We start from the raw sequence: 24,590 nt of genomic DNA, 5'->3' as shown, positions 1-24,590 counted from the left end.
TGCCGGCGACGGGGGTGGAGAGCTTGTACGGGAAGGTGGCGTCGGGGGTCTTGAGGTGGAAGACGATCTCGTCGCCCTTGGTCTCCACGGTGTCGATGTTGGAGAGGAGGGCGGCGGTGCCGTTGTCCGACTTGATCTTCAGGACGCGCTCGACGGAGTACTTGACGTCCTCGGCGGTGACGGGAGTTCCGTCGGCGAAGGTGAGGCCGGGGCGCAGGGTGCAGCGGTAGCTCTCGCTGGCCTTGTCGGTGAAGCCGCAGCTCCGGGCCGCCTCGGGGACGGGCTCGCCGCCGCCGCGCGGCACGTGCAGCAGGGTCTGGACGGTCTGCCGCAGGATGTTCCAGGCGCCGGTGTCGTAGGCGAAGGCCGGGTCGAGGGGCGCGGGGGCGTCCTCGGTGGCCGTGAACTGGTCCGTGGTACCGACGACGATGGCTCTGCTCTCCTCCGAGGCGCCGCAGGCGGCGAGGAGGGGGGCGAGCAGTCCGGCCACGGCCGGCATCACCAAGGTCTTGCGGTTCATCAAGGACGTTCTCCTCACCCGGCGCGGGGGTACAGCGGTCTGGGGACACTCCGCCGCCGGCCGCCCGGTCGGGGCGGGAGCGATCGGGCCGGGATGTTGCGATCGTTCCTGTGTTCACGGCGGTGTGGGTGTGCGCCGGTGCACGCGGTTATGCGGCGAAGTACTCGCGAAAGATTAGTCCGCGCGGGGGTATTGCCGGACCGGGGGCCCGGTGCGGGAGTAATCGCAGGGTGATCAGAGATGCGCGCCGATCGATAGTCATGCGGGGGCGCGATGCGGACGCCGGTGATCGAAACGGGACACATGGGGTCGCCCTGTGCTCGCTTTTCGGACGGAGAACGCGTTCAGGCCACCCGCCGTCGAGCACGCTGCGTGACGAAGGTCACGTGGCGGGTCCACGGTGAATGGCCTGATCGTTTTTGGTGCGGGAAAGCGGGAATCGCCCGTGCCGCGGGTACTGCGGGTAAGCCTCAGGAAATCCTCAGATTCCCGTGATCAGAGTGCGCAGGAACGGTACGTCGACCTCTTCGAGCGAGCGCACCACGACCCGGCCGGGCAGCGGCGGGATGGGGGCGACGGAGGGCACGGCCACCACGCGGCATCCGGCGGCCTCGGCGGCCGCCACGCCCGTCGCGGTGTCCTCCACGACGGCGCAGAGGGCCGGATCGGCGCCGACGCCACGGGCGGCCGTCAGGTACGGCTCCGGGTGCGGCTTGGTCCGGGTGACCTCGTCCCCGGCGACGGTGAGGGTGAAGCGGTCCGGGCCGAGCGAGGCGAGGACCCGGTCGATGATCCGCCGGTGGGAGGCGGAGACCAGCGCCGTGGGGATGTCGTGCCGGGCGAGCTCGGTCAGGAGGCGCTCGGCGCCCGGCATGAGGGGCACCCCCCGGGCGATGCGCTGCTCGAACTTCTCGTTGAGCAGGACCGTCAGCTCCTCCAGGGTGATGTCGGCGCCGGTGGCCTCGATGAGGTAGCCCGCGCTGCGGGTCATCGGACCGCCGACCACGACGTCCCGCCAGGCCTCGTCCAGCCCGTGGCCGAGATCGGCGAAGACCTCCACCTCGGCGTCCCACCAGAAGCCCTCCGTGTCGACGAGGGTCCCGTCCATGTCGAGGAAGACCGCCTGCAGCGCGGAGCTGCCGTTCGGACGGAACAGGGACGCGGGGACCGTACTGGTCATCCGGCACACCTCCATGGAGGGACGAGAAGGCCGGCCCCCGCTCCCCCGGAGTGGGGAGAAGGACCGGCCTGCACTGGACCGACCAGTGTACGTCGCCGCCCGCGCGGGCGCCGGTATTTGCGCCCGCGCGGGGGAAGGCGGCGCTCCGGCCGCCCGGGGGTCTCAGCGCGCGTTGAAGTACTTCGCCTCGGGGTGGTGGAGCACGATGGCGTCGGTGGACTGCTCGGGGTGGAGCTGGAACTCCTCCGAGAGGTGCACGCCGATGCGCTCGGGGCGCAGCAGCTCCGCGATCTTCGCCCGGTCCTCCAGGTCGGGGCAGGCGCCGTAGCCCAGGGAGAAGCGCGCGCCCCGGTACTTGAGGTCGAACATGTCCTCCACGTTCGCCGGGTCCTCGGCGGCGAAGCCCAGCTCGGCGCGGACCCGGGCGTGCCAGTACTCGGCGAGGGCCTCGGCCAGCTGCACGGACAGTCCGTGGAGCTCCAGGTAGTCGCGGTAGGAGTCGGAGGCGAACAGCTCGGCGGTGGCCTCGCCGATCCGGGAGCCGACGGTGACGACCTGGAGGCCGACGACGTCGGTCTCGCCGGAGTCCTCCGCGCGGAAGAAGTCCGCGAGGCAGAGGCGGCGGCCGCGGCGCTGGCGCGGGAAGGTGAAGCGGGTCCGCTCGTTGCCCGCCTCGTCCAGGATGATCAGGTCGTCGCCCTTGGAGACGCACGGGAAGTAGCCGTGGACGACGGCCGCCTCCAGCAGATTGTCGGTGTGGAGGCGGTCCAGCCAGCCGCGCAACCGGGGCCGGCCCTCGGTCTCCACCAGCTCCTCGTACGTCGGTCCGTCCCCGGCCCGGCTCTGCTTCAGGCCCCACTGCCCCTTGAAGAGGGCGCCCTCGTCCAGCCAGGAGGCGTAGTCCTTGAGCGGGATGCCCTTGACCACGCGGGTGCCCCAGAAGGGCGGGGTGGGCACCGGGTTGTCGGTGGCCACGTCCGAGCGGCCGCCGGGCTCCGGCTCGTCCACCTGGAGCGCGGCGGAGCCCTTGGCGACCCGGCGCTGCTTCAACTCGGGGAGTACGGCTCCGGGGACACCGCGCTTGACGGCGATCAGGGCGTCCATGAGGCGCAGGCCCTCGAAGGCGTCGCGGGCGTAGCGGACCTCGCCCTGGTAGATCTCGTGGAGGTCCTGTTCCACGTAGGCGCGGGTGAGGGCGGCTCCGCCGAGGATGACCGGGTACTTGGCGGCCAGGTCGCGCTGGTTGAGCTCCTCCAGGTTCTCCTTCATGATCACGGTCGACTTCACGAGGAGTCCGGACATGCCGATGACGTCGGCGCGGTGCTCCTCGGCGGCTTCGAGGATGGCGGAGACGGGCTGCTTGATGCCGATGTTGACGACGTTGTAGCCGTTGTTGGAGAGGATGATGTCGACGAGGTTCTTGCCGATGTCGTGGACGTCGCCGCGGACGGTGGCGAGCACGATCGTGCCCTTGCCCTCGTCGTCCGACTTCTCCATGTGGGGTTCGAGGTAGGCGACGGCCGTCTTCATGACCTCGGCGGACTGGAGGACGAACGGCAGCTGCATCTGGCCGGAGCCGAACAGCTCGCCGACCACCTTCATGCCGTCGAGCAGCGTCTTGTTGACGATGTCGAGCGCGGGCGTCGTCTCCAGGGCGGCGTCGAGGTCGGCCTCCAGGCCGTTCTTCTCGCCGTCGATGATCCGGCGCTTGAGGCGCTCCTCCAGCGGCAGCGCGGCCAGCTCCTCGGCCTTGCCGGCCTTGAGGGACTTGGCGGTGGCGCCCTCGAAGAGGGCCATCAGCTTCTGGAGCGGGTCGTAGCCCTCGGCCCGCCGGTCGTAGATCAGGTCCAGCGCGGTGGTGACCTGCTCCTCGTCGAAGCGGGCGATCGGGAGGATCTTGCTCGCGTGGACGATGGCGGAGTCCAGGCCCGCCTTGACGCACTCGTCCAGGAAGACGGAGTTCAACAGGATGCGCGCGGCCGGGTTGAGGCCGAAGGAGATGTTGGACAGGCCGAGCGTGGTCTGCACGTCCGGATGCCGCCGCTTGAGCTCGCGGATCGCCTCGATGGTGGCGATGCCGTCCTTGCGGGACTCCTCCTGGCCGGTGCAGATGGTGAAGGTGAGGGTGTCGATGAGGATGTCCGACTCGTGGATGCCCCAGTTGCCGGTGAGGTCGGCGATGAGCCGCTCCGCGATCTCGACCTTCTTCTCCACCGTCCGCGCCTGGCCCTCCTCGTCGATGGTGAGGGCGATGAGCGCGGCGCCGTGCTCCTGCGCCAGCCGGGTGACCTTGGCGAAACGGGACTCGGGGCCGTCGCCGTCCTCGTAGTTGACGGAGTTGATGACGGCCCGGCCGCCGAGCTTCTCCAGGCCGGCGCGGATGACCTCCACCTCGGTGGAGTCCAGGACGATGGGGAGGGTGGAGGCGGTGGCGAAACGGCCGGCCAGCTCCTCCATGTCGGCGACACCGTCGCGGCCCACGTAGTCCACGCAGAGGTCGAGCATGTGCGCGCCCTCGCGGATCTGGTCCCGGGCCATCTCGACGCAGTCGTCCCAGCGGCCCTCCAGCATCGCCTCGCGGAACTTCTTCGACCCGTTGGCGTTCGTCCGCTCCCCGATCGCCAGGTACGAGGTGTCCTGCCGGAACGGCACGGTCTGGTACAGGGAGGCGGCGCCCGGCTCGGGGCGCGGGTCGCGCGGCGCCGGGGTGAGGCCGCGGACGCGCTCCACGACCTGCCGCAGGTGCTCCGGGGTCGTACCGCAGCAGCCACCGACGAGGGAGAGCCCGTACTCGCGGACGAAGGTCTCCTGGGCGTCGGCCAGCTCGGCCGGGGTCAGGGGGTAGTGGGCGCCGTCGGCGGTGAGGACGGGCAGGCCGGCGTTGGGCATCACCGAGAGCGGGATGCGCGAGTGGCGGGCGAGATAGCGCAGGTGCTCGCTCATCTCGGCCGGGCCGGTGGCGCAGTTCAGGCCGATCATGTCGATGCCGAGCGGCTCCAGAGCCGTCAGGGCGGCGCCGATCTCGGAGCCGAGGAGCATCGTGCCGGTGGTCTCCACGGTGACGGAGACGATGACCGGGACGTCGGCGCCGAGGGCGTCGAGGGCGCGGCGGGCGCCGATGACGGAGGCCTTGGTCTGGAGGAGGTCCTGGGTGGTCTCGATCAGCAGGGCGTCGGCGCCGCCGGTGAGCAGGCCCTCGGCGTTCCGCTGGTAGGCGTCGCGCAGGACGGTGTACGGGGCGTGGCCGAGGGTCGGCAGCTTGGTGCCGGGGCCGATGGAGCCGAGGACCCACCGCTGCCGGCCGTCGGAGGCCGTGACCTCGTCGGCGACCTCGCGGGCGATGCGGGCACCGGCCTCGGACAGCTCGTGGACGCGCGGGGAGATGTCGTACTCGCCGAGGGCGGAGTGGTTGGCGCCGAAGGTGTTGGTCTCGACGCAGTCGACGCCGGCGGCGAAGTACTCGCGGTGGACCGAGGCGACGATGTCGGGCCGGGTGACGTTCAGGATCTCGTTGCAGCCTTCGAGGTTCTGGAAGTCCTCGAGAGTGGGGTCCTGGGCCTGGAGCATGGTGCCCATGGCGCCGTCGGCGACGACGACGCGGCTCGCGAGCGCCGCGCGCAGCGTCTCGGCACGGGTGCGGCTGTCGGCGGAAGGGGTCGGCAACGAGGCCATGGATGTGCTCCCTGGGATGCGACGGCTGTCGGCTTTGCACGCTCGGGGGAGCGTGCACGGGGTCAGCGTAACCGCGAGCCGCCCGGGGTGGACACGGCGTCCCACGGGGCGGACGGCATCCTGTGTGCGAGGACTCCCGGTACGGCCCCTTCTTCACCGACACTGTCAGGTGTGACGCAAGGTCGGCATGGACCGATAGTGTTCAGCATTGTCGAACAGCACAGATGAGGGAGAAAGGCCGGGCGATGGCGAAGAACATCCAGTCGCTTGAACGGGCGGCGGCGATGCTGCGACTGCTCGCGGGCGGCGAGCGCCGGCTCGGCCTGTCCGACATCGCGTCCTCGCTCGGGCTGGCCAAGGGGACCGCCCACGGCATCCTGCGCACCCTCCAGGCCGAGGGCTTCGTGGAGCAGGAGCCGGCCTCGGGCCGGTACCAGCTGGGCGCGGAGCTGCTGCGGCTGGGCAACAGCTATCTGGACGTGCACGAGCTGCGCGCCCGCGCGCTGGTGTGGACGGACGACCTGGCCCGGTCCAGCGGCGAGAGCGTGCACCTGGGGGTGCTCCACCAGCAGGGCGTGCTGATCGTGCACCACGTCTTCCGGCCCGACGACAGCCGCCAGGTCCTGGAGGTGGGGGCCATGCAGCCGCTGCACTCCACGGCCCTGGGCAAGGTCCTGTCCGCGTACGACCCGGTGGCGCACAGCGAGGCCGTGGAGGCGGAGCGGGAGGCGTTCACCCCCCGCACGACGACGGAGCTCGGGTCCTTCGAGGAGCTGCTCGACATGACGCGGGCGCGGGGCTGGGCCGCGGACGTGGAGGAGACCTGGGAGGGCGTGGCCTCGGTGGCCGCGCCGATCCACGACCGGCGGCGGATGCCGGTGGGGGCGGTGGCGGTCACCGGCGCCGTGGAGCGGGTGTGTCCGGACGGGGAGCTGCGGCCGGAGCTGGTGGCGGCCGTGCGGGACTGCGCCCGCGCGGTCTCCCGGGACCTGGGGGCCCGCCGCTTCTGACACGCACGGCCACCGCCCCCGTACGCTGCGGACGGCTGTCTCGAACCCGCCGGTAACGATCGCGTTATCGGCGGGTTTTTCACTTCCCAGGGCCTTGACGCGCTGTTAACCAGAGGGCAAAACTTCCGTTCATCGGTCGGCATTGTCGAACAGCTACCGGCAATACACGTTAGAGTGTGGCAGTGCCAAGGGCCGGAAACGCCCTCCCCACGAGGGCGCGGACCACCGGAGAAACCCGGAGTTCGCCTTCCCCCTGGACGAAGGACAAAGGAGTCGCGGGTGTCCAGCTCCGACATCTTCCTCGGCGAGACCATCGGTACCGCCGTACTCATTCTTCTCGGCGGCGGTGTCTGCGCCGCCGTGACGCTCAAGAGCTCGAAGGCCCGTGGTGCGGGCTGGCTCGCGATCACCTTCGGGTGGGGCTTCGCCGTGATGACGGCCGTCTACATGACGGCTTCCCTCTCCGGAGCCCATCTGAACCCCGCCGTGACGGTCGGCATCGCGCTCAAGGACGGCGACTGGAGTGACGTACCCGTCTACTTCGCCGGCCAGTTCCTCGGCGCGATGATCGGCGCCGCGCTGGTCTGGGTGGCGTACTACGGACAGTTCCGGGCCCACCTCACCGACCCCGGGACCGTGGGCGAGAAGCCGATCGAGGGCCCCGGTCCGGTGCTGGGCATCTTCTCCACCGGTCCGGAGATCCGCAGCGCCTGGCAGAACCTCGCCACCGAGATCATCGGCACCGTCGTCCTGGTCCTCGCCGTGCTCACGCAGGGCCTCAACGACAGCGGCAAGGGCCTCGGCGTCCTCGGCGCCCTGATCACGGCCTTCGTCGTGGTCTCGATCGGCCTCTCGCTCGGCGGCCCGACCGGGTACGCGATCAACCCGGCCCGTGACCTCGGTCCGCGCATCGTGCACGCCCTGCTGCCGCTGCCGAACAAGGGCGGCTCCGACTGGAGCTACGCCTGGGTCCCGGTCGTGGGACCGCTGATCGGTGGAGCCCTCGCCGCGGGTATCTACTCCCTCGCGTTCGCCTGAGCCGTCCTCTTCCAGACTTCCCTTGGAGCACATCGTGACCGACGCACACACCGCGGGCCCCTTCATCGCGGCCATCGACCAGGGCACCACCTCCTCCCGCTGCATCGTCTTCGACAAGGACGGCCGGATCGTCTCGGTCGACCAGAAGGAGCACGAGCAGATCTTCCCGAAGCCGGGCTGGGTGGAGCACGACGCCGCCGAGATCTGGACCAACGTCCAGGAGGTCGTCGCGGGCGCCCTCGACAAGGCGGGCATCACCTCCGCCGACGTCAAGGCCATCGGCATCACCAACCAGCGCGAGACCACCCTGCTCTGGGACAGGAACACCGGTGAGCCCGTCCACAACGCCCTCGTGTGGCAGGACACCCGCACCGACACCCTCTGCAAGGAGCTCGGCCGCAACGTCGGCCAGGACCGCTTCCGCCGCGAGACCGGCCTGCCGCTGGCGAGCTACTTCTCCGGCCCCAAGGTCCGCTGGCTGCTGGACAACGTCGAGGGCCTGCGCGAGCGCGCCGAGCGCGGCGAGATCCTCTTCGGCACCATGGACTCCTGGGTCATCTGGAACCTCACCGGCGGTGTCGACGGCGGCGTCCACGTCACCGACGTCACCAACGCCTCCCGCACCATGCTGATGAACCTCCACGACATGGCCTGGGACGAGCGCATCCTGTCGTCGATGGAGATCCCGGCCGCCGTGCTGCCGGAGATCCGCTCCTCCGCCGAGGTGTACGGCACGGTCAAGGGCGGCGTCCTCGACGGCGTCCCGGTCGCCTCCGCGCTCGGCGACCAGCAGGCCGCCCTCTTCGGCCAGACCTGCTTCGCCGAGGGCGAGGCCAAGTCCACGTACGGCACCGGCACCTTCATGCTGATGAACACCGGTGACAAGATCATCAACTCCTACAGCGGCCTGCTGACCACGGTCGGCTACCAGATCGGCGACCAGAAGCCGGTCTACGCCCTGGAGGGCTCGATCGCCGTCACCGGCTCGCTCGTCCAGTGGATGCGCGACCAGATGGGCCTGATCAAGTCCGCCGCCGAGATCGAGACCCTCGCCTCCTCGGTCGAGGACAACGGCGGCGCCTACTTCGTGCCGGCCTTCTCCGGCCTCTTCGCCCCCTACTGGCGCTCCGACGCCCGTGGTGTCATCGCCGGTCTCACCCGGTACGTCACCAAGGCGCACATCGCCCGTGCCGTCCTGGAGGCCACCGCCTGGCAGACCCGCGAGATCACCGACGCCATGACGAAGGACTCCGGCGTCGAGCTGACCGCGCTGAAGGTCGACGGCGGCATGACCTCCAACAACCTGCTGATGCAGACCCTCTCGGACTTCCTGGACGCCCCCGTGGTGCGCCCCATGGTCGCCGAGACCACCTGCCTCGGCGCCGCCTACGCCGCCGGCCTGGCCGTCGGCTTTTGGCCGGACACCGACGCCCTGCGCGCCAACTGGCGCCGCGCGGCCGAATGGACCCCTCGCATGGACGCCGAGAAGCGTGACAGCGAGTACAAGAGCTGGCTGAAGGCCGTTGAACGCTCCATGGGCTGGCTCGAAGAAGAGAACTGACGAGGAGTAATTCGAGATGACCACCCCGCAGACCGTTCCCGCCCTCGGAGCACGCCCCGCCGCCGGTTCGCTCCCGACCCGCGCCGAGACCAGAGAGCAGCTTGCCAAGGCGACGTACGACCTCCTGGTGATCGGCGGCGGCATCCTGGGGATCTCCACCGCCTGGCACGCCGCGCAGGCCGGTCTGCGGGTGGCCCTGGTGGACGCCGGCGACTTCGCCGGCGCCACCTCCTCGGCCTCGTCCAAGCTGCTCCACGGCGGCCTGCGCTACCTGCAGACCGGCGCGGTGAAGCTCGTCGCCGAGAACCACTTCGAGCGGCGCGCCGTCTCCCGCCAGGTGGCCCCCCACCTGTCCAACCCGCTCACCTTCTACCTGCCCGTCTACAAGGGCGGCCCGCACGGCGCCGCCAAGCTGGGCGCCGGTGTCTTCGCGTACTCCGCGCTGTCCGCCTTCGGCGACGGCGTCGGCCACCTCCTCTCCCCCGCCAAGGCGGCGCAGGACGTGCCGGAGCTGCGCACGGACAACCTCAAGGCCGTGGCCGTCTACGGCGACGACCAGATGAACGACGCCCGCATGGCGCTGATGACGGTCCGCGCCGCCGTCGACGCCGGCGCGGTCGTCCTCAACCACGCCGAGGTCACCGGGCTCCGCTTCACCCGCGGCCGGGTCACCGGAGCCGAGCTGCGGGACCGCCTGTCCGGCGAGGAGTTCGGCGTCACCGCCCGTCTGGTGCTCAACGCCACCGGCCCCTGGGTCGACCACCTGCGGAAGATGGAGGACCCGAACGCGGCCCCCTCCATCCGCCTGTCCAAGGGCGCCCACCTCGTCCTCAAGCGCACCGCCCCGTGGAAGGCGGCGCTGGCGACGCCCATCGACAAGTACCGGATCACCTTCGCCCTGCCGTGGGAGGACATGCTGCTCCTCGGCACCACGGACGAGGAGTACGAGGGCGACCCGGCCGAGGTCGCGGTCAACGACAAGGACATCACCCAGATCCTGGACGAGGCCGCCTTCTCCATACGGGACCAGCAGCTCGACCGCTCCCTCATCACCTACGCCTTCGCGGGCCTGCGGGTGCTGCCCGGCGGTCCCGGCGACACCTCCAAGGCCAAGCGGGAGACCGTGGTGACCGAGGGCCGGGGCGGCATGCTGTCGGTGGCCGGCGGCAAGTGGACCACGTTCCGTCACATCGGCCGCACGATCATGAAGAAGCTGGAGTCGCTCCCGGGCCACCCGCTCGGCGAGGACTACGAGCCGGTGTCGGCGCTGCCGAAGCGGCTGCCGCTGCCCGGCATCGCCAACCCGAACGCGGTCGCCCACCGGCTGCTGGTCGACGGCCCGGCGCCCGGCCCCCGCATGGCCGCCGACACCGCCAAGCACCTGGCGACGCACTACGGCTCGCTCTCCTTCGAGATCGCCCGGATGGCGAACGAGAACCCGGAGCTGGCCCGCCGGATCCACCCCGACGCCCCGGAGATCTGGGCTCAGGTCGCCTACGCCCGGGACCACGAGTGGGCCGAGACGGCGGACGACGTGCTGCGCCGCCGGACGACGCTGACCATCCGCGGTCTCGCGACGGACGAGATCCGCGCCGGGGTCGAGTCGATGCTGCGGAAGTAACTCCCTTACGAAGAGGGGCGGTTCCTCCTGGAGGGGCCGCCCCTCGGGCGTGCCGTGTGGGGCGGTCCGATCCTGGGTAGCCGATCAAGGCCGCACGGGCCTGCGGGGAAGTACGGGGGCTGCGGGCGGGCCGCCGGAAAGCCGTAAGGTTGGTCCGTACGACAGGAACTTCGAAAAGGAGGCGCTGGGTGATCGAGCTCGAGGGGGTTCCCGAGCTGATCGACCCGGTCATGGTGGCCGCGTTCGAGGGCTGGAACGACGCCGGCGACGCCGCCTCCACCGCGGTCGCCCATCTGGACCGGGAATGGAAGGGCGAGGTCTTCGCGGCGCTCGACGCCGAGGACTACTACGACTTCCAGGTGAACCGGCCGACGGTCTTCCTGGACAACGGCGTCCGGAAGATCACCTGGCCGACGACCCGGCTCTCCGTGGTGCGGGTCGGCGGGGACAAGCCCCGTGACCTGGTGCTGGTGCGGGGGATCGAGCCCTCGATGCGCTGGCGGTCCTTCTGCAACGAGCTGCTGGGCTTCGCCCACGAGCTGGGCGTGGAGATGGTGGTGATCCTCGGCGCGCTGCTGGGCGACACCCCGCACACCCGGCCGGTGCCGGTCAGCGGTGTGACCTCCGATCCGGACCTGGCCCGGACCATGGACCTGGAGGAGACCCGGTACGAGGGTCCGACCGGCATCGTCGGCATCCTCCAGGAGGCGTGCACGCACGCGGGGGTGCCGGCGGTCAGCCTGTGGGCGGCGGTGCCGCACTACGTGTCGCAGCCGCCGAACCCGAAGGCGACGCTGGCGCTGCTGAACCGCCTGGAGGACCTGATCGGGCTGCGCATCCCGCTGGGCGAGCTGCCGGAGGACGCGCGGGCCTGGCAGCTGGGCGTGGACCAGCTGGCGGCCGAGGACAGCGAGGTCGCCGAGTACGTGCAGACGCTGGAGGAGGCCCGGGACACCGCCGAGCTGCCCGAGGCCTCGGGCGAGGCCATCGCCCGGGAGTTCGAGCGCTATCTGCGGCGGCGGGACCCCGGTGCGGGCCCCGGCGCTCCCGGTCCGGGCCCCGGAGTGGCCACGGAGGGCGGCGACACCTCGTACCTCCGGGACGCGGCCGGCGGGCGCACCCGCCCGCCGAAGCCGGACCAGCCGGGGCCGGAGGCGGTACCGGGTGCCGAGCCGCCGGCCGAGACGGTCCAGGACGACCAGGCCGGGCCGGACGGCCCGCCGCGGCCGGACGGCGAGGACGGCGGCTCCGAGGAGGAGTGACGGTACGAAAGAGGAGGGGGCGCCCCGGTCGGGGCGCCCCTTCGCCGTGTCCCGGGCCGGCGGCTGCCGGGGGCACGGCTCGGTGCGTCAGGCGCAGGTGAACCGGGCCGCCGCCCAGTCCGCGTGGTCACCGCTCTTGGAGCCGTTGGTGTCGGTGACCTTCAGCCGGACGTGGCGGGCGCCGGTCACGTCGACGTGCGCGGGGACGGGGGCGGAGGCGCCCGTGAGGCGGGGCGAGGTCCACAGGACCCTGCCGTCGGCCTCGACGGAGAAGGCCACCTCGCCGTACCCGTCGATCTCGTCGTCGATGCCGACGTCGGCGCCGAAGGTGGTGCACCGGCCGCCGAGGTACACCTCGATGTCGGAGTCGGCGTGGGCGCCGATGCCCTTGGCGTAGGTCTTCCCGGCCAGGGTGAGCGTGCGGCCGTCGGCGGCGCCGGACTCGCCGTTGGAGCGGTCGCGTTCGGGCGGGCCCCAGCCGTTGGTGGAGCGCAGCCAGACGAGGTCGCTCGCCCACGCGTCGGCGGTCGGCGGCGGGGGCATCACCCCGACCGCGAACCGCTGGGTCGCGGTCCGGTCGGTGCCGGCCGCCCGGTGGCGGACGGAGGCGGTGAGCGTGGCCTCGCCGGGGCGGGCGTCCGGGGCGGGGGTGACGGCCAGCTCGACCCGGCGGGTGGTGCCGGCCGGGACGCGGTCGACCGGTGCGGCCGGTTCGGCCCGCCAGCCCTCGGGGAGGGCGAGGGAGACCCGGACGTCGGTGGCGTCCCGGCCGCCGGCGGTGACGTCCACGGCGACGGTGCCGGGCACGCCGGCGCCGAGCTCCTGGCCGGTGGGCGCCGCGAGGGTGGCAGAGGCGCCCGGCACGGCGCCGCCGACGGCGCTGGTGTCGGTCAGGAGCAGCTGGAAGCCGCGGTCGGTGGGCAGGGCGGCGGTCTTGACGCGGACCACTCCCCCGCGCTCGTCGCGGTCGTACCACCAGCCCCGCGGGGCCGCGTCGAAGGCGGCGCGGGAGGCGTGGGCGGGCAGCGGCCGCCCGTCGAGCCGGACCGCCCCGGGGGCGTCGCCGGTGTGGACGGTGAAGTGGTACGGGCGGGCGGCCGGCTTGCCGGTGTACGTGCCGGTGCTCGGGCCGATCCGGACGGAGACGTCGCCGGGGCCGGACGTGGGGGCGCTGACCTCGGCGCGCTGGAGGGCGTACCGGCCGGAGCGGTGTTCGCGGGTGACGCCGTCGTCCTCGTACAGCTCGAAGGAGGACCGGCCGCTCGGGTAGACGTCCCAGGCGATCGGGTCGCCGGGGGCCCGGTCGGTGTACGAGCGGATGCCCCCCGGCCACAGGGGGACGACGGCTCCCGCCCGGACGAAGAGGGGCAGGGTGTCGAGCGGGGCGCTGTAGTCGTCGATCGTGACCGGTCCCCGGTAGGTGCGGCCGTTCCAGTGGTCGATCCAGGTGCCCCGGGGCAGGTATATGCCGTCCCGTTCGGTGGTGTCCCGGTACACGGGGGCGACGAGGAAGTCCTCGCCGCTGAGGAACTCGTACTTCGCGGCGTCGGAGGCGGCCACCGGGTCGTCCGGGTACTCCAGGACGAGCGGGCGGGCGAGGCCCACGCCGGTCTTCGTGGCGCGGTGGGCGTGGCTGTAGATGTACGGGAGCAGGGCCTCGTGCAGCTTGAGGGAGGCCCGGTTGACGCTCGTGTAGGGCTCGCCGTACCGGAAGGGCTGCTTGTCGTGGGCGGCCCAGCCGTCCATCGTCATGGTGACGGGCAGGAAGGTCTTCCACTGGAGGTCGCGGGTGTACGTCCTGGCGCTGCCGCCGAAGATGCCGTCGACGTCGCCGGTGGTGTAGGCGAGGCCGGACAGGGAGGCGCCCGCGTAGGTGGGGATCTGCCAGCGGATGTACTCCCAGCTGCCGGCCTGGTCACCGGACCACTGGACGCCGCAGCGCTGGGCGCCGGACCAGCTCTCGGGGGCCCAGGTGAAGCCGCGGGCGTCGCTGTGGGCCTCGATGCCGGCGTGGGCGTCCTTGCAGCCGTCGAGGGCGAACTTGTAGCCGGGGCCGACCCAGGCGACGTCGAGTTTGGCGACCCGCTGGCCGGCGCGGACCTGCTCGCCGAGCCTGTCGAGGCCGTCCTCGGTCCACAGGCCGAGCTTCATGCCGCGCTCGCCGAGTCCGGTGGCGGTCTCGGCGAGGTTCTCGTGACCGCAGCCGTAACCGTCGTTGACGAGCATCCAGCCGTTGGGCATGTCGTGCCGCACGTAGTCGTCGGCGACCTTCAGTGCGTCGAGGGTGTGGCGTTCGCCGCGGTTGGCGTTGTGGAGGTAGCAGTCGGCGTCGCCGATCTCCAGGCCGTAGACGGGCGGCAGGAACGGTTTTCCGGTGAGGCTGGTGTACTGGCCGATGACGTCCTTGAGGGCGTCGCGGCCGGTGCCGGTGAAGTAGTAGGCGTCGAAGCGCCGTTCCTTCGCGGTGGTGGTGACGGGATCGGTGAAGGCGTAGGTGTTGGGGGCGTAGGTGTTGCGGTAGACGCCGTAGCCGGCCGAGGAGAGGTAGAACGGCACGGAGTTGGGGTGGCCGCCGTCGTTCCAGTTGTAGTCGACGCCGACCTCGACGGTCCTGCCGCGGTGGGTGGTGTTGCCCCGACCGTTCTGCATGCCGGCGCCGTAGAACTGCTCGGCGGCGCCGCGCGCGAGGGTCTGGACGGTGCGGTCCGCGCTCCAGCCGATGCCCCGGGTCTCGGCCCAGAGCGGGGTGCCGTCGGGGCGGACGGCGGCGAAGCGGAGGGGCTTCTTGGTGACGCGGACGGTGACCTTGGCGGTGGACAGCTCGTAGCGGTCGCCGAGGTCGCGCCAGCGGGTGACCGGGGGCGGGCCCTGGGGCAGGACGATGTCGGTGCCGGTGGGGTCGGTGAAGGTGCCGTCGGGGGCGAGTTCGACGCGGAAGGTGTCGGCGGTGACGAAGCTGACCCGGGCCTTGGCGGCGCCGGCGTCGAGCCGGTAGACGGCGCCGTCGGCGGTGAAGCCGGTGAGGTCGCCGACGGTGGAGTCGGGGGTGTCCAGGGGCTCGGGGGCGTCCGGGGCCTCAGGGGCGGCCGAGGGTCGCTCGGCGGGGCCGGCCGCCGCGGTGCCGCCGGGTGCGGCGACGGCGGCGAGGAGCCCGATCAGTGCACCGGCGACAGCAGCTCTCATGCGCAGTGATGATTGCATGGGGCTTCTTTAGCGCAGAATCGCGCAGCCCGACAGGACAAAAAGGAACCGCCCCCGGACTTCACGCGGAAGTCCGGGGGCGGTTGCACCAACGAGTGCCGGCAGGGCTCGGATTACAGGGCGACACCCAGGAGGGCGTCGACGGCGCGCGAGACGAGACCGGGCGCGGACTCGTCCGTACCGCCCTCCGCGTTCTGGAGCGCGGCCCAGCGGTCGACCGCCGCGAGCGCCTTCGGGGTGTCGAGGTCGTCGGCGAGCGCCTCGCGGAGCTCCTCGACGAGGGCGTCCGCGGAGGGGCCGTCGGGGCGGGAGACCGCGGCGCGCCAGCGGCCGAGGCGGTCCACGGCGTCCTGGAGGACCTGGTCGGTCCACTCCCAGTCGGCGCGGTAGTGGTGGGAGAGGAGCGAGAGCCGGATGGCGGCCGGGTCGACGCCCTGGCGGCGGAGCGCGGAGACGAAGACCAGGTTGCCCTTGGACTTCGACATCTTCTCCCCGTCGAGGGCCACCAGGCCGGCGTGGACGTACGCCTTGGCCATCGGGTACTCGCCGGTGAGGCTCTGGGCGTGCGAGGCGCCCATCTCGTGGTGCGGGAAGATCAGGTCGGATCCGCCGCCCTGCACGTCGAAGCCCATGCCGAGGTGGTCGAGGGCGATGGCGACGCACTCGATGTGCCAGCCGGGACGGCCGGGGCCGAGGGTGCCGCCGTCCCAGCTCGGCTCGCCCTCGCGGGCGGCCATCCACAGCATCGGGTCCAGCGGGTTCTTCTTGCCCGGACGGTCCGGGTCGCCGCCGCGCTCGGCGGAGAGGTGGCGCATCAGGTCGGCGTCGTAGTGCGAGACCGAGCCGAAGTGCGGGTCGGCGTCGACGGAGAAGTAGATGTCGCCGTCGAGTTCGTAGGCCGCGCCGGAGTCACGCAGCCGCTCGACGAGCGGAACGATGCCGGGTATGGCCTCGACCGCTCCGATGTAGTGCTGCGGCGGCAGCATCCGCAGGGCCGTCATGTCCTCGCGGAAGAGGGCGGTCTCGCGCTCGGCGAGGCCGGTCCAGTCGATGCCGTCGCGGATCGCGCGCTCCAGGAGGGGGTCGTCCACGTCCGTCACGTTCTGGACGTAGTGCACCTGCCGCTTGGTGTCGAGCCACACGCGCTGAACGAGGTCGAACGCGTTGTAGGTCGCCGCGTGACCCATGTGGGTCGCGTCGTAGGGCGTGATGCCGCAGACGTAGAGACGGGCGACGGGGCCGGGGGCGAGGGTCACTCGTCCGCCGGTCGCGGTGTCGTGGATCCGGAGGTCGCGGCCCTTGCCGGGAAGGGCGGGGACCTCAGAAGCGGGCCAGGCATGCATGACCCGAGCGTAACCGGACAGCCGTTCCGGATACGAACCGGAGGAGAGATCTTGACCGATTAGGCGGTCTTGCACGTCAGGGCCGCGCGTGCATACCCCCCAGGGGCCCGCCCCCGGGCCGGAGAAGTGGCCGAAACCCTAGGGCCACGACCCGAGTGTGACGGACGCCTCGCCGCCCGGACCACCGACCCCGGCGCAGTACGTCAGGTCCGGACCACGCCGCGCCGGCGCTCCCGCGGGGGGCGCTCAGACCGGCGGCCAGGGGATGGCGGGCCACTGCCCTGACGGCACCGGATGCCGCCGGTGCTCCCGCAGCGCCCCGACCCTGCCTCGCAGCGCCTCGATCTCGGCGGCGGTGAGCAGCCGGGACAGCCGTCCCGCGAGCGGCTCGCCCGGGACCAGGGCACGTCCGAGCCCGTCGAGGACCTCCAGGGCCTCGGCGGGCAGTTCCTCCCCCGCCCAGCCCCACAGCAGGGTCCGCAGCTTGTCGTCCACGTGGAAGGTCACCCCGTGGTCGATGCCGTACAGCCGTCCGTCCGGGGCGGGCAGCAGGTGCCCGCCCTTGCGGTCGCCGTTGTTGATGACGGCGTCCAGAACGGCGAGCCGCCGCAGTTCGGGGCTGTCGGCGTGGACGAGGAGCGCGGTGCGACCCTCCCCGACCTCGGCCGGTCCGACCGCCCTCCAGCCCTCGCCCGGCTCCGCGTCCTCGGTGAGCGCGAGGAGCCGCGCCTCCGGGTCGGCCTCGATCCACAGCTGGACCATGCCCTCGCCGTACGGTCCGTCCCGGAGCACGGTCGGCGGGACGAGGCCCCAGCCGGTCGCCTCGGAGATCTCGTAGGCGGCGACCTCGCGCTGCGCGAGCGTGCCGTCGGGAAAGTCCCACAGGGGCCGCTCCCCCGCGACCGGCTTGTAGACGCAGGCGGCCTCGCGGCCCTCGTGGGCGACGGAGCAGTACAGCACCGCGTTCGACGCCTCGCGGACCCGGCCGCGGACGGTCAGCTCACCGCGGGCGAGCAGTTCGACGGCCGGCAGGGTCTCGGGGCTGCTGCTGCTCATGCTCCGCGACGGTACCCGTTCTGGCGGGGGCACACGTGGCCTTCGGGGTCGAGCGGCAGGCTGCACAGGGGGCACGGCGGCCGGCCGGCGTTCACCACGTCCAGGGCGCGCTTCGCGAACGCCCGCGCCTGGGCGCCGGTGAGGCGCACGCGGAGCATCGGCGGACCGTTCTCCTCGTCCTGGAGCAGCCGTTCCTCGGCGGCGGCGAGGTCCTCCTCGGAGTCCGCGTCGAGTTCGACGAGCGCCTGCGCCTCCACGATCATGCGCTGCTCCTCGCCGTCCCAGGCGAGCGCCATGGTGCCGACCCGGAACTCCTCCTCGACGGGCACGTCGAGGGGGGCGGTGTCCGCGATGTCGGCGGGGGCGACGGCCGGGACCGGGGCGTTGCCCCCGGTGCGGCGCACCACCTCGTCGAGGAGTTCGTCGATGCGCTCGGCGAGGGCCGCGACCTGTGCCTTCTCCAGAGCGACGCTGGTGACCCGGCCGGCCGCGGAGGCCTGGAGGAAGAAGGTACGGCGGCCAGGCAGCCCGACCGTACCGGCCACGAAACGCTCCGGTGGGTCGTAGAGGAACACCTGACGGGACACGTTCCCGGCTCCCTTGCGTCTCGACGTCGTTACAGCGGCGCGTCCACCCTACTGCGGGAAGGGATCACGGTGCGCCCGCGCCGCCCCCGACCTCCGCCGCCCCGCCGTCGCCGGGCGTCTCGCGCGGGGCGAGGGCCGCGAAGTCGCCGGTGTCGCCGAGCCGGACGAGGAAGGGCCGCAGCCGGGTGTAGCGGATGACCGTGACCGAGCACGGGTCGACGTGGACGCGCTGGAAGAGGTCGAGATGGAGTCCGAGCGCGTCGGCGACGAGGGACTTGATGATGTCGCCGTGGGAGCACATGGCGTAGACGGCGTCCTCGCCGTGCTCGGCCTCCACGCGCGCGTTCCAGTCCCGTACGGCCTCGACGGCGCGGGCCTGCATGCCGCGCATGGACTCGCCGCCGGGGAAGGCGGCGGCGGAGGCGTGGGCCTGGACGATCTGCATGAGGGGCTCGTCGGCCAGTTCGGCGAGCTTGCGTCCCGACCAGTCGCCGTAGTCGCACTCGTTGATCCGCTCCTCGATGTGGAGCGGCAGGCCGGGCCGGGCGTCCAGGAGCGGCCGTACGGTCTCCCGGCAGCGCTGGAGCGGGCTGGAGACGACGGCGGCGAGGGGGACGTCCGCGAGGCGCCCGGGCAGGGCGGCGGCCTGCGCGACCCCGCGCTCGTCGAGGGCGACGCCGGGGGTGCGCCCGGCGAGGACCGCGGAGGTGTTGGCGGTGGAGCGTCCGTGCCGGACGAGGATCAGCGTGGCCATGTCCGCCAGCGTAAGCGGCGTGCCGCGCGCGCGGGGCGGGGACGGGGCCACCGCTCGCCGGCCGGGGCCGCCGGGCGCCGCCTGGTGTGGGGACGGGAGGCGCGGGTACGGGCGGAGGACGGACGGCTACGGACGGAGGCGCGGGTGCGCGGCAGGCGGCACGGGACACGGCGGAAGTGCGGGGCGGGAACGGGCGGGGGAGAATACGGCGCGTGATCGTGGACTCCGCCCTCTACCGGGACGGGCGCCGTACCGACGGCCCCGCCGACCTCTCGCAGGCCCTCGCCGAGGCCCGGGCGACGGGCGACGCCTTCCTGTGGGTGGGCCTGCACGAACCGACCCACGCCGAATTCGAGCACGTGACGGCCGAGTTCGCGCTGCATCCGCTCGCGGTCGAGGACGCCCTGAAGGCACATCAGCGACCCAAGCTGGAGGTCTACGACGACTCGCTGTTCGCGGTGCTCAAGCCGGTGGTCTACGAACCGGAGAGCGACCGGGTCACCTCGGGCGAGCTGATGGTCTTCATGGGCGACTCGTTCGTGGTGACGGTCCGGCACGGCGAGGGCGCCCCGCTGGCCGCCGTGCGCAAACGCCTGGAGGCCGATCCCGAGGTGCTCCGGCACGGTCCGACGGCGGTGCTGTACGCGGTGAGCGACGCGATCGTGGATCACTACATCGACGTGGCCGGGGAGCTCCAGGTGGACCTGGAGGAGCTGGAGGCCGACGTGTTCGCGCCGACCGGCGGCAAGGCGGGCAGCACGGCCGAGCGGATCTACACGGCCAAGCGGCAGGTCCTGGAGTTCCGGCGGGCCAGCGGGCCGCTGGCGGGGCCGATGTCCCGCCTGACGGCCGGCACGGTGCCGTTCGTGAACGAGCGCTCCCAGCCGTTCTTCCGGGACGTCAACGACCACCTCACCCGTGCCAACGAGCAGGTCGAAGGGCTCGACCGGCTGCTGTCGGACGTGCTGTCGGCCCATCTGGCGCAGATGGGGGTGCGGCAGAACGACGACATGCGGAAGATCTCCGCCTGGGCCGCCATGGCCGCGGTCCCGACGATGGTCGCGGGGATCTACGGCATGAACTTCGACCACATGCCCGAACTGCACTGGGAATGGTCGTATCCCGCGGTGATCGTCCTCATGGTGGGGACCGTCTTCGGCCTCTACCGGCTGTTCAAGCGCCGGGGCTGGATGTAGCGCACCGGCCCCGGCGGCCGGCACGGCCGACCCGGCGCGCGCACCGGAGGAGGGCGCGGGCTCGGCCGAAGGAGTGAGGCCGGGGCCGTAACTCCGGGGGCGGTGGCGCGTTGAGCTGCGTGACGGCCGTGGCGGGGAAGACCCCCGAGCCCCCACCACGGCCGTGGGCTTTCTCCCCGCCCTCCCCCGCGGTCGGTCAGGCGAGCCCGGCCCGCTCCAGGGCCTCGACGCCCGCCCGCAGCGCCGCGACCCGCTCGTCCAGGGTGAAACCGGCCGGGGAGAGCGTGAGGGTGGTGACGCCGGCCGCCGCGTAGGCGGCCATGCGGTCCGCGATCCGCTCGACCGGGCCGAGCAGCGCCGTCCGGTCGATCAGGGAGCGCGGTACGGCCGCCGCCGCACCCGCCTTGTCGCCGGCCAGGTACTTGTCCTGGATCTCGGCGGCCTCCTTCTCGTAGCCCATGCGCCGGGCGAGCTGGTTGTAGAAGTTCTGCTGGCGGCTGCCCATCCCGCCGACGTACAGCGCGGTGTAGGGGCGGAAGACGTCCGCGAGGGCGTCCACGTCCTCGCCGAGGGCGAGGGGCAGGGTCGGGCAGACGTCGAAGCCGTCCATGGTCAGCCCGGCCTTCTCGCGCCCCGCGCGCAGATGACGCAGCGTCGTCTCCTCCAGGTGCTCGGCGGAGGGGAAGATCAGCAGCGCGCCGTCGGCGATCTCGCCGGTCTGCTCCAGGTTCCTGGGGCCGATCGCCGCGATGTAGAGCGGAATGTGCTCGCGCTGCGGGTGGACGGTGAGCTTGATCGGCTTGCCGGGACCGCCCGGCAGCGGCAGGGTCCAGTGCGCGCCCTCGTACGTCAACCGCTCGCGGGTCATGGCCTTGCGGACGATCTCGACGTACTCGCGGGTGCGGGCGAGCGGCTTGTCGAAGGCGACGCCGTACCAGCCCTCGGAGACCTGGGGGCCGGAGACGCCGAGGCCGAGCCGGAAGCGGCCGCCGCTGAGCGAGTCCAGGGTGGCGGCGGTCATCGCCGTCATGGCGGGCTGACGGGCCGGGATCTGCATGATCGCGGAGCCGACGTCGATCCGTTCCGTCTTCGCCGCGACCCAGGACAGGACGGTGGGGGCGTCGGAGCCGTACGCCTCGGCCGCCCAGCAGACGTCGTAGCCGAGGCGGTCCGCCTCCTGGGCGACGGCGAGGTTGTCGCCGTCCATGCCGGCGCCCCAGTAGCCGAGGTTGATGCCGAGCCGCATTCCACGCACCCCTTACCCATCGGTAACGTCCCTGTGGTCCGGACTCTAGCGCGGGGTCCTGGCTTCCGGCAGGGGACGGTTGTCCACAGGCTCTCTCCGCGTGGTGCCCTGGCCAGTAATCTCGCGGCCATGGAGCAGAGGCATCTCGGACGTACCGGCCTGCGCGTGTCGCGCCTCGGACTCGGCACCCTCACCTGGGGCCGGGACACCGACGAGCACGACGCGGCCGAGCAGTTGAAGGCCTTCTGGGACGCGGGCGGGACGCTGGTCGACACCGCCGACGTGTACGGCGGCGGCGAGGCGGAGTACCTGCTCGGCCGTCTGATGGAGCGCCTGGTGCCCCGGCGGGACCTGGTCCTGTGCACCAAGGCGGGCAGTGTCCCCGACCCCGACCGGCGCACGGACGGCTCGCGCGGCCATCTGCTCGCCGCGCTCGACGCCTCGCTCGCCCGCCTCGGCACGGACCACGTCGACCTGTGGCAGCTGCACGCGTACGACCCGCACACCCCGCTCGAGGAGTCGCTGCAGGCGCTGGACATCGCGGTGCGCAGCGGGCGCGCCCGGTACGCGGGCGTGGCGAACTTCTGCGGCTGGCAGCTGGCCAAGGCGGGCACCTGGCAGCTCGCCGGCGACCGGACCCGGCTGGCGGGGGCGCAGCTGGAGTACTCGCTGCTCCAGCGGGGCGTGGAGCGCGAGGTGCTGCCGGCCGCGCTCGACCTCGGGATAGGGCTGCTGCCGTCCTCGCCGCTGGGCCGGGGGGTCCTGACGGGCAAGTACCGCAGCGGTACGCCCTCGGACTCGCGAGGCGCCTCCGGGACGATGGCCCCGTTCGTGGAGCCGTACCTGGACGAGGCGGCGAGCCGGATCGTCGACGCGGTCGCGACGGCGGCGGACGGGCTCGCGACGACCCCGCTCCACGTGGCGCTCGCCTGGGTCCGCGACCGGCCCGGGGTGACCGCGCCGATCGTCGGCGCGCGGACGGCGCGGCAGCTCGCGGCCGCGTTGTCGGTGGAGACCCTTAGTCTTCCTGACGAGATCTGCCGGGCGCTGGACGACGTGTCGGCGCCCGTGCACCGCTATCCGGATCACGACTGGAGCACCTTGTGACCGAGCCTTCCGGGGAGACCGTGCCCGAGGCACCCGCGGACGTGGAGCCTGCCGACGCCTTCGGGGAGCAGGAGCCCGTACGGACCGGGGCCGCGGCCCCCGCCGCGGGGTCCGGCTCCGCGAGACCGGCCGGGGAGCCGGACGCGTCCGGCGGTGCCACCGCCCGGGACGAGGCCGCGGGGGAGCCGGCCGGGACGGGCGAGGCCGCCGGCGACGAGGACGTCCCGCCGGCCGCGACCGACGCGGCCGACCGGGAGCCCGCCGGCGCCGGGTCGGACGCCGACGCTCCCGCCGACGCGACCGAAGGGGAAGCCGCCGGTGCCGAGCCTCCCGCCGAAGCGGCCGAAGGGGAAGCCGCCGATTCCGCGGCGGATGCCGACGCGGCCGAAGGGGAAGCCGCCGGTGCCGGGGAGCTGAGCGAGGCGGAGGCCGAGATCGCCGCGCAGCGGGAGCTGCGGGCGCGGATCGAGGCGCGGAAGGCCGAGAAGGCCGGTCCGGTGGAGAGCGGGACCAAGCTGAGCGGGACGGCCGCCGATCTGCTGGCCGCCGTGCGGGCCGTGGAGAGCGGCAAGGCCACCGGCAGCGCGTTCTACGAGGCGCCCGAGCCCGCCCCCCGCCGTCCGTCGCCTGCGGCGGCCCCGGCCGTGACGGTGCGACCCCCCGCCCCGCGTACGGCCACCGCGCCCGCGCCCGCCACCACCGCGGCCGTACGGGAGGTCCTGGCCGCCGGTGGTGCTCCCGAGGCCCTGGCCGGGCCCGTCGCCACCGCGCTCGGGGAGAACGCGGCGGCAGCGCTGCGCGAGGACCCCTGGCAGCTCCTCGCCGTCCCCGGGGTCCGCCCCGAACAGGCCGACGGCTTCGCGCGGGCGCTGCTCGGCGGTGAGTGCGGTCCGGACGACCCGCGCCGGACGGTCGCCCTGACCGTGTGGCTGCTGGAGCAGGCCGCCGTCCAGGGACACACGGCGCTGGACATCGAGGCGGTACGGGCCGGGCTCGCCCGGCACGCGGTGCCCGATCCGGAGAAGGCCGTCGAGGCCGCCGTCTCCGAGGGAGCCGTCCTGGTCTTCCAGGAGGAGGAGCAGGAGGAGGCGCCGGACGACACCGAGGGGGGCGCCGGGGAGGAGGAGCCCGGGACGGAGGCGGCCGACGTGCCCGTCCTGCTCGGGCTCGACCGGTACGCGCTCGCCGAGGAGAGCCTGGCCGACGGTCTGGCCCGGCTCGCGCGGACGGTCACGCCGGACACCTGGGAGGGCTCCGAGCTGGATCGCGCCGCCGGGGCGCACGGACTCGTGCTGCACACCGGCGGGGAGGCGGCCCGCACCGAGGCGGTGGCGCTCGCCGCCGCGGCCGGCGCCCGGGGCCTGCGGTCCCTGGTCACCGTGCACAGCCCGGAGGGGCTGCGGGTGCTCGGTGACGGCGGCGCGCCGGCGGTGACGCTCGCCGCGCTGCTGTCCGGCGCGGCCGGTCCGGGCCGGGACGAGGAGGGCGCCCTCGCGCTGGATCTGCTGGTGGTGCTCGACGCGCCGCAGCTGGACGTGGAGGCGGGCGCGATGCTGGTCGAGTCGCTCCCGGACGGCTGCCGGCTGGTCCTGAGCGGCGACCCGGGTGTCCTGGGCTCCGCCGGTGCCGGACAGGTCTTCGCCGACGCGCTCGCGGCCCGCGTGTGCCCCCGGATCGCCTCACGCGTCCCGGACCCGGGGCCCCTCGGCGAGCTGGTCTCCGGCATCGGTGCCGGGGAGCTGCTCCAGGTGGAGGCCCCCGGCAAGGAGATCGTCATCGTCCCGGTGCGGGACGCCGGCGAGGCCGTGCACCGGACGGTCCAGCTGGTGGCGGACTCGGTCCCGCGCGCGATCGGCGTACCGCCCGAGCGGACGCAGGTGATCACGGTCGGCCACGGCGGCTCCGCCGGTACGCGTGCGCTCAACGCGGCGCTCAAGCAGCGGCTGAACCCGGGCCCCGGCCGGTTCGGGGGCTACGACCCGGGTGACCGCGTGGCGTACGCGCCCGCGCCCGGCCGGACCGTGACCGGAACCGTCCTCGGGGCGGACGCCGAGGGCCTGCGGCTGCGCTGCGCGGGCGCGGAGGTGCTCGTACCGAAGGAGCGGGTGGAGTCGGCGCTGCGGCACGGCTGGGCGCTCACCGCGCACCAGGCGGCCGGAGCCCGCTGGCCGGCGGTGGTCGTGGTGCTGCCCGGGGACGCGGCGCCGGGTCTGAGCCGGCCGTGGGTCTACACGGC

The 24,590-nt window shown here is 72.9% G+C and carries 17 protein-coding genes; 8 read left to right on the top strand and 9 right to left on the bottom strand.

What is annotated here, in order from left to right:
- The 3 genes from RIF68_RS03910 to metH all read right to left on the bottom strand — a co-directional run.
- A partial coding sequence (locus RIF68_RS03910; protein WP_309049691.1) for an ABC transporter substrate-binding protein occupies positions 1–520 on the bottom strand: 520 nt, incomplete at its 3' end.
- Between the two features lie 481 nt (positions 521–1,001).
- The gene (locus RIF68_RS03905) at positions 1,002–1,700 is read right to left on the bottom strand and encodes an HAD family phosphatase (protein ID WP_309049690.1); all 699 of its coding nucleotides are present in this window, start codon (positions 1,698–1,700) and stop codon (positions 1,002–1,004) included.
- 162 nt (positions 1,701–1,862) lie between these two features.
- The gene (gene metH / locus RIF68_RS03900; RefSeq protein ID WP_309049689.1) at positions 1,863–5,372 is read right to left on the bottom strand and encodes a methionine synthase; all 3,510 of its coding nucleotides are present in this window, start codon (positions 5,370–5,372) and stop codon (positions 1,863–1,865) included.
- A 224-nt stretch (positions 5,373–5,596) separates the two neighbouring features.
- Here metH and RIF68_RS03895 point away from each other — a divergent pair, with 224 nt between their 5' ends.
- The 5 genes from RIF68_RS03895 (at position 5,597) to RIF68_RS03875 (ending at position 11,864) form a co-directional block, all read left to right on the top strand.
- Positions 5,597–6,382 carry an IclR family transcriptional regulator gene (locus RIF68_RS03895; RefSeq protein WP_309049688.1) on the top strand — a complete coding sequence of 262 codons (786 nt, stop codon included), beginning with the start codon at positions 5,597–5,599 and terminating at the stop codon, positions 6,380–6,382.
- A gap of 279 nt (positions 6,383–6,661) precedes the next feature.
- Positions 6,662–7,420: an MIP/aquaporin family protein gene (locus tag RIF68_RS03890; RefSeq protein ID WP_309049687.1), complete on the top strand. Its 759-nt coding sequence runs from the start codon at positions 6,662–6,664 to the stop codon at positions 7,418–7,420.
- A gap of 34 nt (positions 7,421–7,454) precedes the next feature.
- Complete coding sequence (gene glpK, locus RIF68_RS03885) at positions 7,455–8,981, top strand: glycerol kinase GlpK (RefSeq protein WP_309049686.1); 1,527 nt, start codon at positions 7,455–7,457, stop codon at positions 8,979–8,981.
- A gap of 16 nt (positions 8,982–8,997) precedes the next feature.
- On the top strand, positions 8,998–10,602 hold the full coding sequence (locus tag RIF68_RS03880) for a glycerol-3-phosphate dehydrogenase/oxidase (RefSeq protein WP_309049685.1): 1,605 nt from the start codon (positions 8,998–9,000) through the stop codon (positions 10,600–10,602).
- A gap of 188 nt (positions 10,603–10,790) precedes the next feature.
- The gene (locus RIF68_RS03875) at positions 10,791–11,864 is read left to right on the top strand and encodes a PAC2 family protein (RefSeq protein WP_309049684.1); all 1,074 of its coding nucleotides are present in this window, start codon (positions 10,791–10,793) and stop codon (positions 11,862–11,864) included.
- Between the two features lie 87 nt (positions 11,865–11,951).
- On the opposite strand, the gene RIF68_RS03870 is transcribed toward RIF68_RS03875, so the two are convergent.
- From RIF68_RS03870 to RIF68_RS03850, 5 genes are all read right to left on the bottom strand, one after another.
- Positions 11,952–15,065: an NPCBM/NEW2 domain-containing protein gene (locus tag RIF68_RS03870; RefSeq protein ID WP_309049683.1), complete on the bottom strand. Its 3,114-nt coding sequence runs from the start codon at positions 15,063–15,065 to the stop codon at positions 11,952–11,954.
- 113 nt (positions 15,066–15,178) lie between these two features.
- Complete coding sequence (gene mshC / locus RIF68_RS03865) at positions 15,179–16,408, bottom strand: cysteine--1-D-myo-inosityl 2-amino-2-deoxy-alpha-D-glucopyranoside ligase (protein ID WP_309049682.1); 1,230 nt, start codon at positions 16,406–16,408, stop codon at positions 15,179–15,181.
- 246 nt (positions 16,409–16,654) lie between these two features.
- Entirely contained in the window at positions 16,655–17,464 is an 810-nt protein-coding gene (locus RIF68_RS03860; protein ID WP_309049681.1) for an SCO1664 family protein, read from the bottom strand.
- Complete coding sequence (locus RIF68_RS03855) at positions 17,461–18,051, bottom strand: DUF3090 domain-containing protein (RefSeq protein WP_309049680.1); 591 nt, start codon at positions 18,049–18,051, stop codon at positions 17,461–17,463. The genes RIF68_RS03860 and RIF68_RS03855 overlap by 4 nt, the downstream gene beginning before the upstream one ends.
- Before the next feature lie 64 nt (positions 18,052–18,115).
- Entirely contained in the window at positions 18,116–18,805 is a 690-nt protein-coding gene (locus tag RIF68_RS03850; protein ID WP_309049679.1) for a histidine phosphatase family protein, read from the bottom strand.
- A gap of 203 nt (positions 18,806–19,008) precedes the next feature.
- Here RIF68_RS03850 and corA point away from each other — a divergent pair, with 203 nt between their 5' ends.
- Positions 19,009–20,001: a magnesium/cobalt transporter CorA gene (gene corA, locus RIF68_RS03845; RefSeq protein ID WP_309049692.1), complete on the top strand. Its 993-nt coding sequence runs from the start codon at positions 19,009–19,011 to the stop codon at positions 19,999–20,001.
- 196 nt (positions 20,002–20,197) lie between these two features.
- Here corA and RIF68_RS03840 read toward each other — a convergent pair whose 3' ends face one another.
- Positions 20,198–21,247: an LLM class F420-dependent oxidoreductase gene (locus tag RIF68_RS03840; RefSeq protein WP_309049678.1), complete on the bottom strand. Its 1,050-nt coding sequence runs from the start codon at positions 21,245–21,247 to the stop codon at positions 20,198–20,200.
- Between the two features lie 129 nt (positions 21,248–21,376).
- Between RIF68_RS03840 and RIF68_RS03835 the strand changes: the two genes are divergently transcribed.
- Complete coding sequence (locus tag RIF68_RS03835) at positions 21,377–22,354, top strand: aldo/keto reductase (protein ID WP_309049677.1); 978 nt, start codon at positions 21,377–21,379, stop codon at positions 22,352–22,354.
- Positions 22,351–24,590 (top strand): helix-hairpin-helix domain-containing protein (locus RIF68_RS03830; protein WP_309049676.1); only part of this gene is annotated, 2,240 nt, incomplete at its 3' end. The genes RIF68_RS03835 and RIF68_RS03830, both read left to right, overlap by 4 nt.

It is taken from the genome of Streptomyces sp., from assembly GCF_031178505.1.
Lineage (GTDB): Bacteria > Actinomycetota > Actinomycetes > Streptomycetales > Streptomycetaceae > Streptomyces > Streptomyces gulbargensis.
Note: the sequence above shows the minus strand (reverse complement) of the source record. Positions and strands in the feature narration are given on the sequence as shown.

What these genes read in the sequence shown, in the direction of transcription:
- RIF68_RS03905 (WP_309049690.1), bottom strand. Translation starts at nt 1,700, where the DNA reads ATGACCAGTACGGTCCCCGCGTCCCTGTTCCGTCCGAACGGCAGCTCC.
- metH (WP_309049689.1), bottom strand. Translation starts at nt 5,372, where the DNA reads ATGGCCTCGTTGCCGACCCCTTCCGCCGACAGCCGCACCCGTGCCGAG.
- RIF68_RS03895 (WP_309049688.1), top strand. Translation starts at nt 5,597, where the DNA reads ATGAGGGAGAAAGGCCGGGCGATGGCGAAGAACATCCAGTCGCTTGAA.
- RIF68_RS03880 (WP_309049685.1), top strand. Translation starts at nt 8,998, where the DNA reads ATGACCACCCCGCAGACCGTTCCCGCCCTCGGAGCACGCCCCGCCGCC.
- RIF68_RS03870 (WP_309049683.1), bottom strand. Translation starts at nt 15,065, where the DNA reads ATGCAATCATCACTGCGCATGAGAGCTGCTGTCGCCGGTGCACTGATC.
- mshC (WP_309049682.1), bottom strand. Translation starts at nt 16,408, where the DNA reads ATGCATGCCTGGCCCGCTTCTGAGGTCCCCGCCCTTCCCGGCAAGGGC.
- RIF68_RS03860 (WP_309049681.1), bottom strand. Translation starts at nt 17,464, where the DNA reads ATGAGCAGCAGCAGCCCCGAGACCCTGCCGGCCGTCGAACTGCTCGCC.
- RIF68_RS03850 (WP_309049679.1), bottom strand. Translation starts at nt 18,805, where the DNA reads ATGGCCACGCTGATCCTCGTCCGGCACGGACGCTCCACCGCCAACACC.
- RIF68_RS03840 (WP_309049678.1), bottom strand. Translation starts at nt 21,247, where the DNA reads ATGCGGCTCGGCATCAACCTCGGCTACTGGGGCGCCGGCATGGACGGC.
- RIF68_RS03835 (WP_309049677.1), top strand. Translation starts at nt 21,377, where the DNA reads ATGGAGCAGAGGCATCTCGGACGTACCGGCCTGCGCGTGTCGCGCCTC.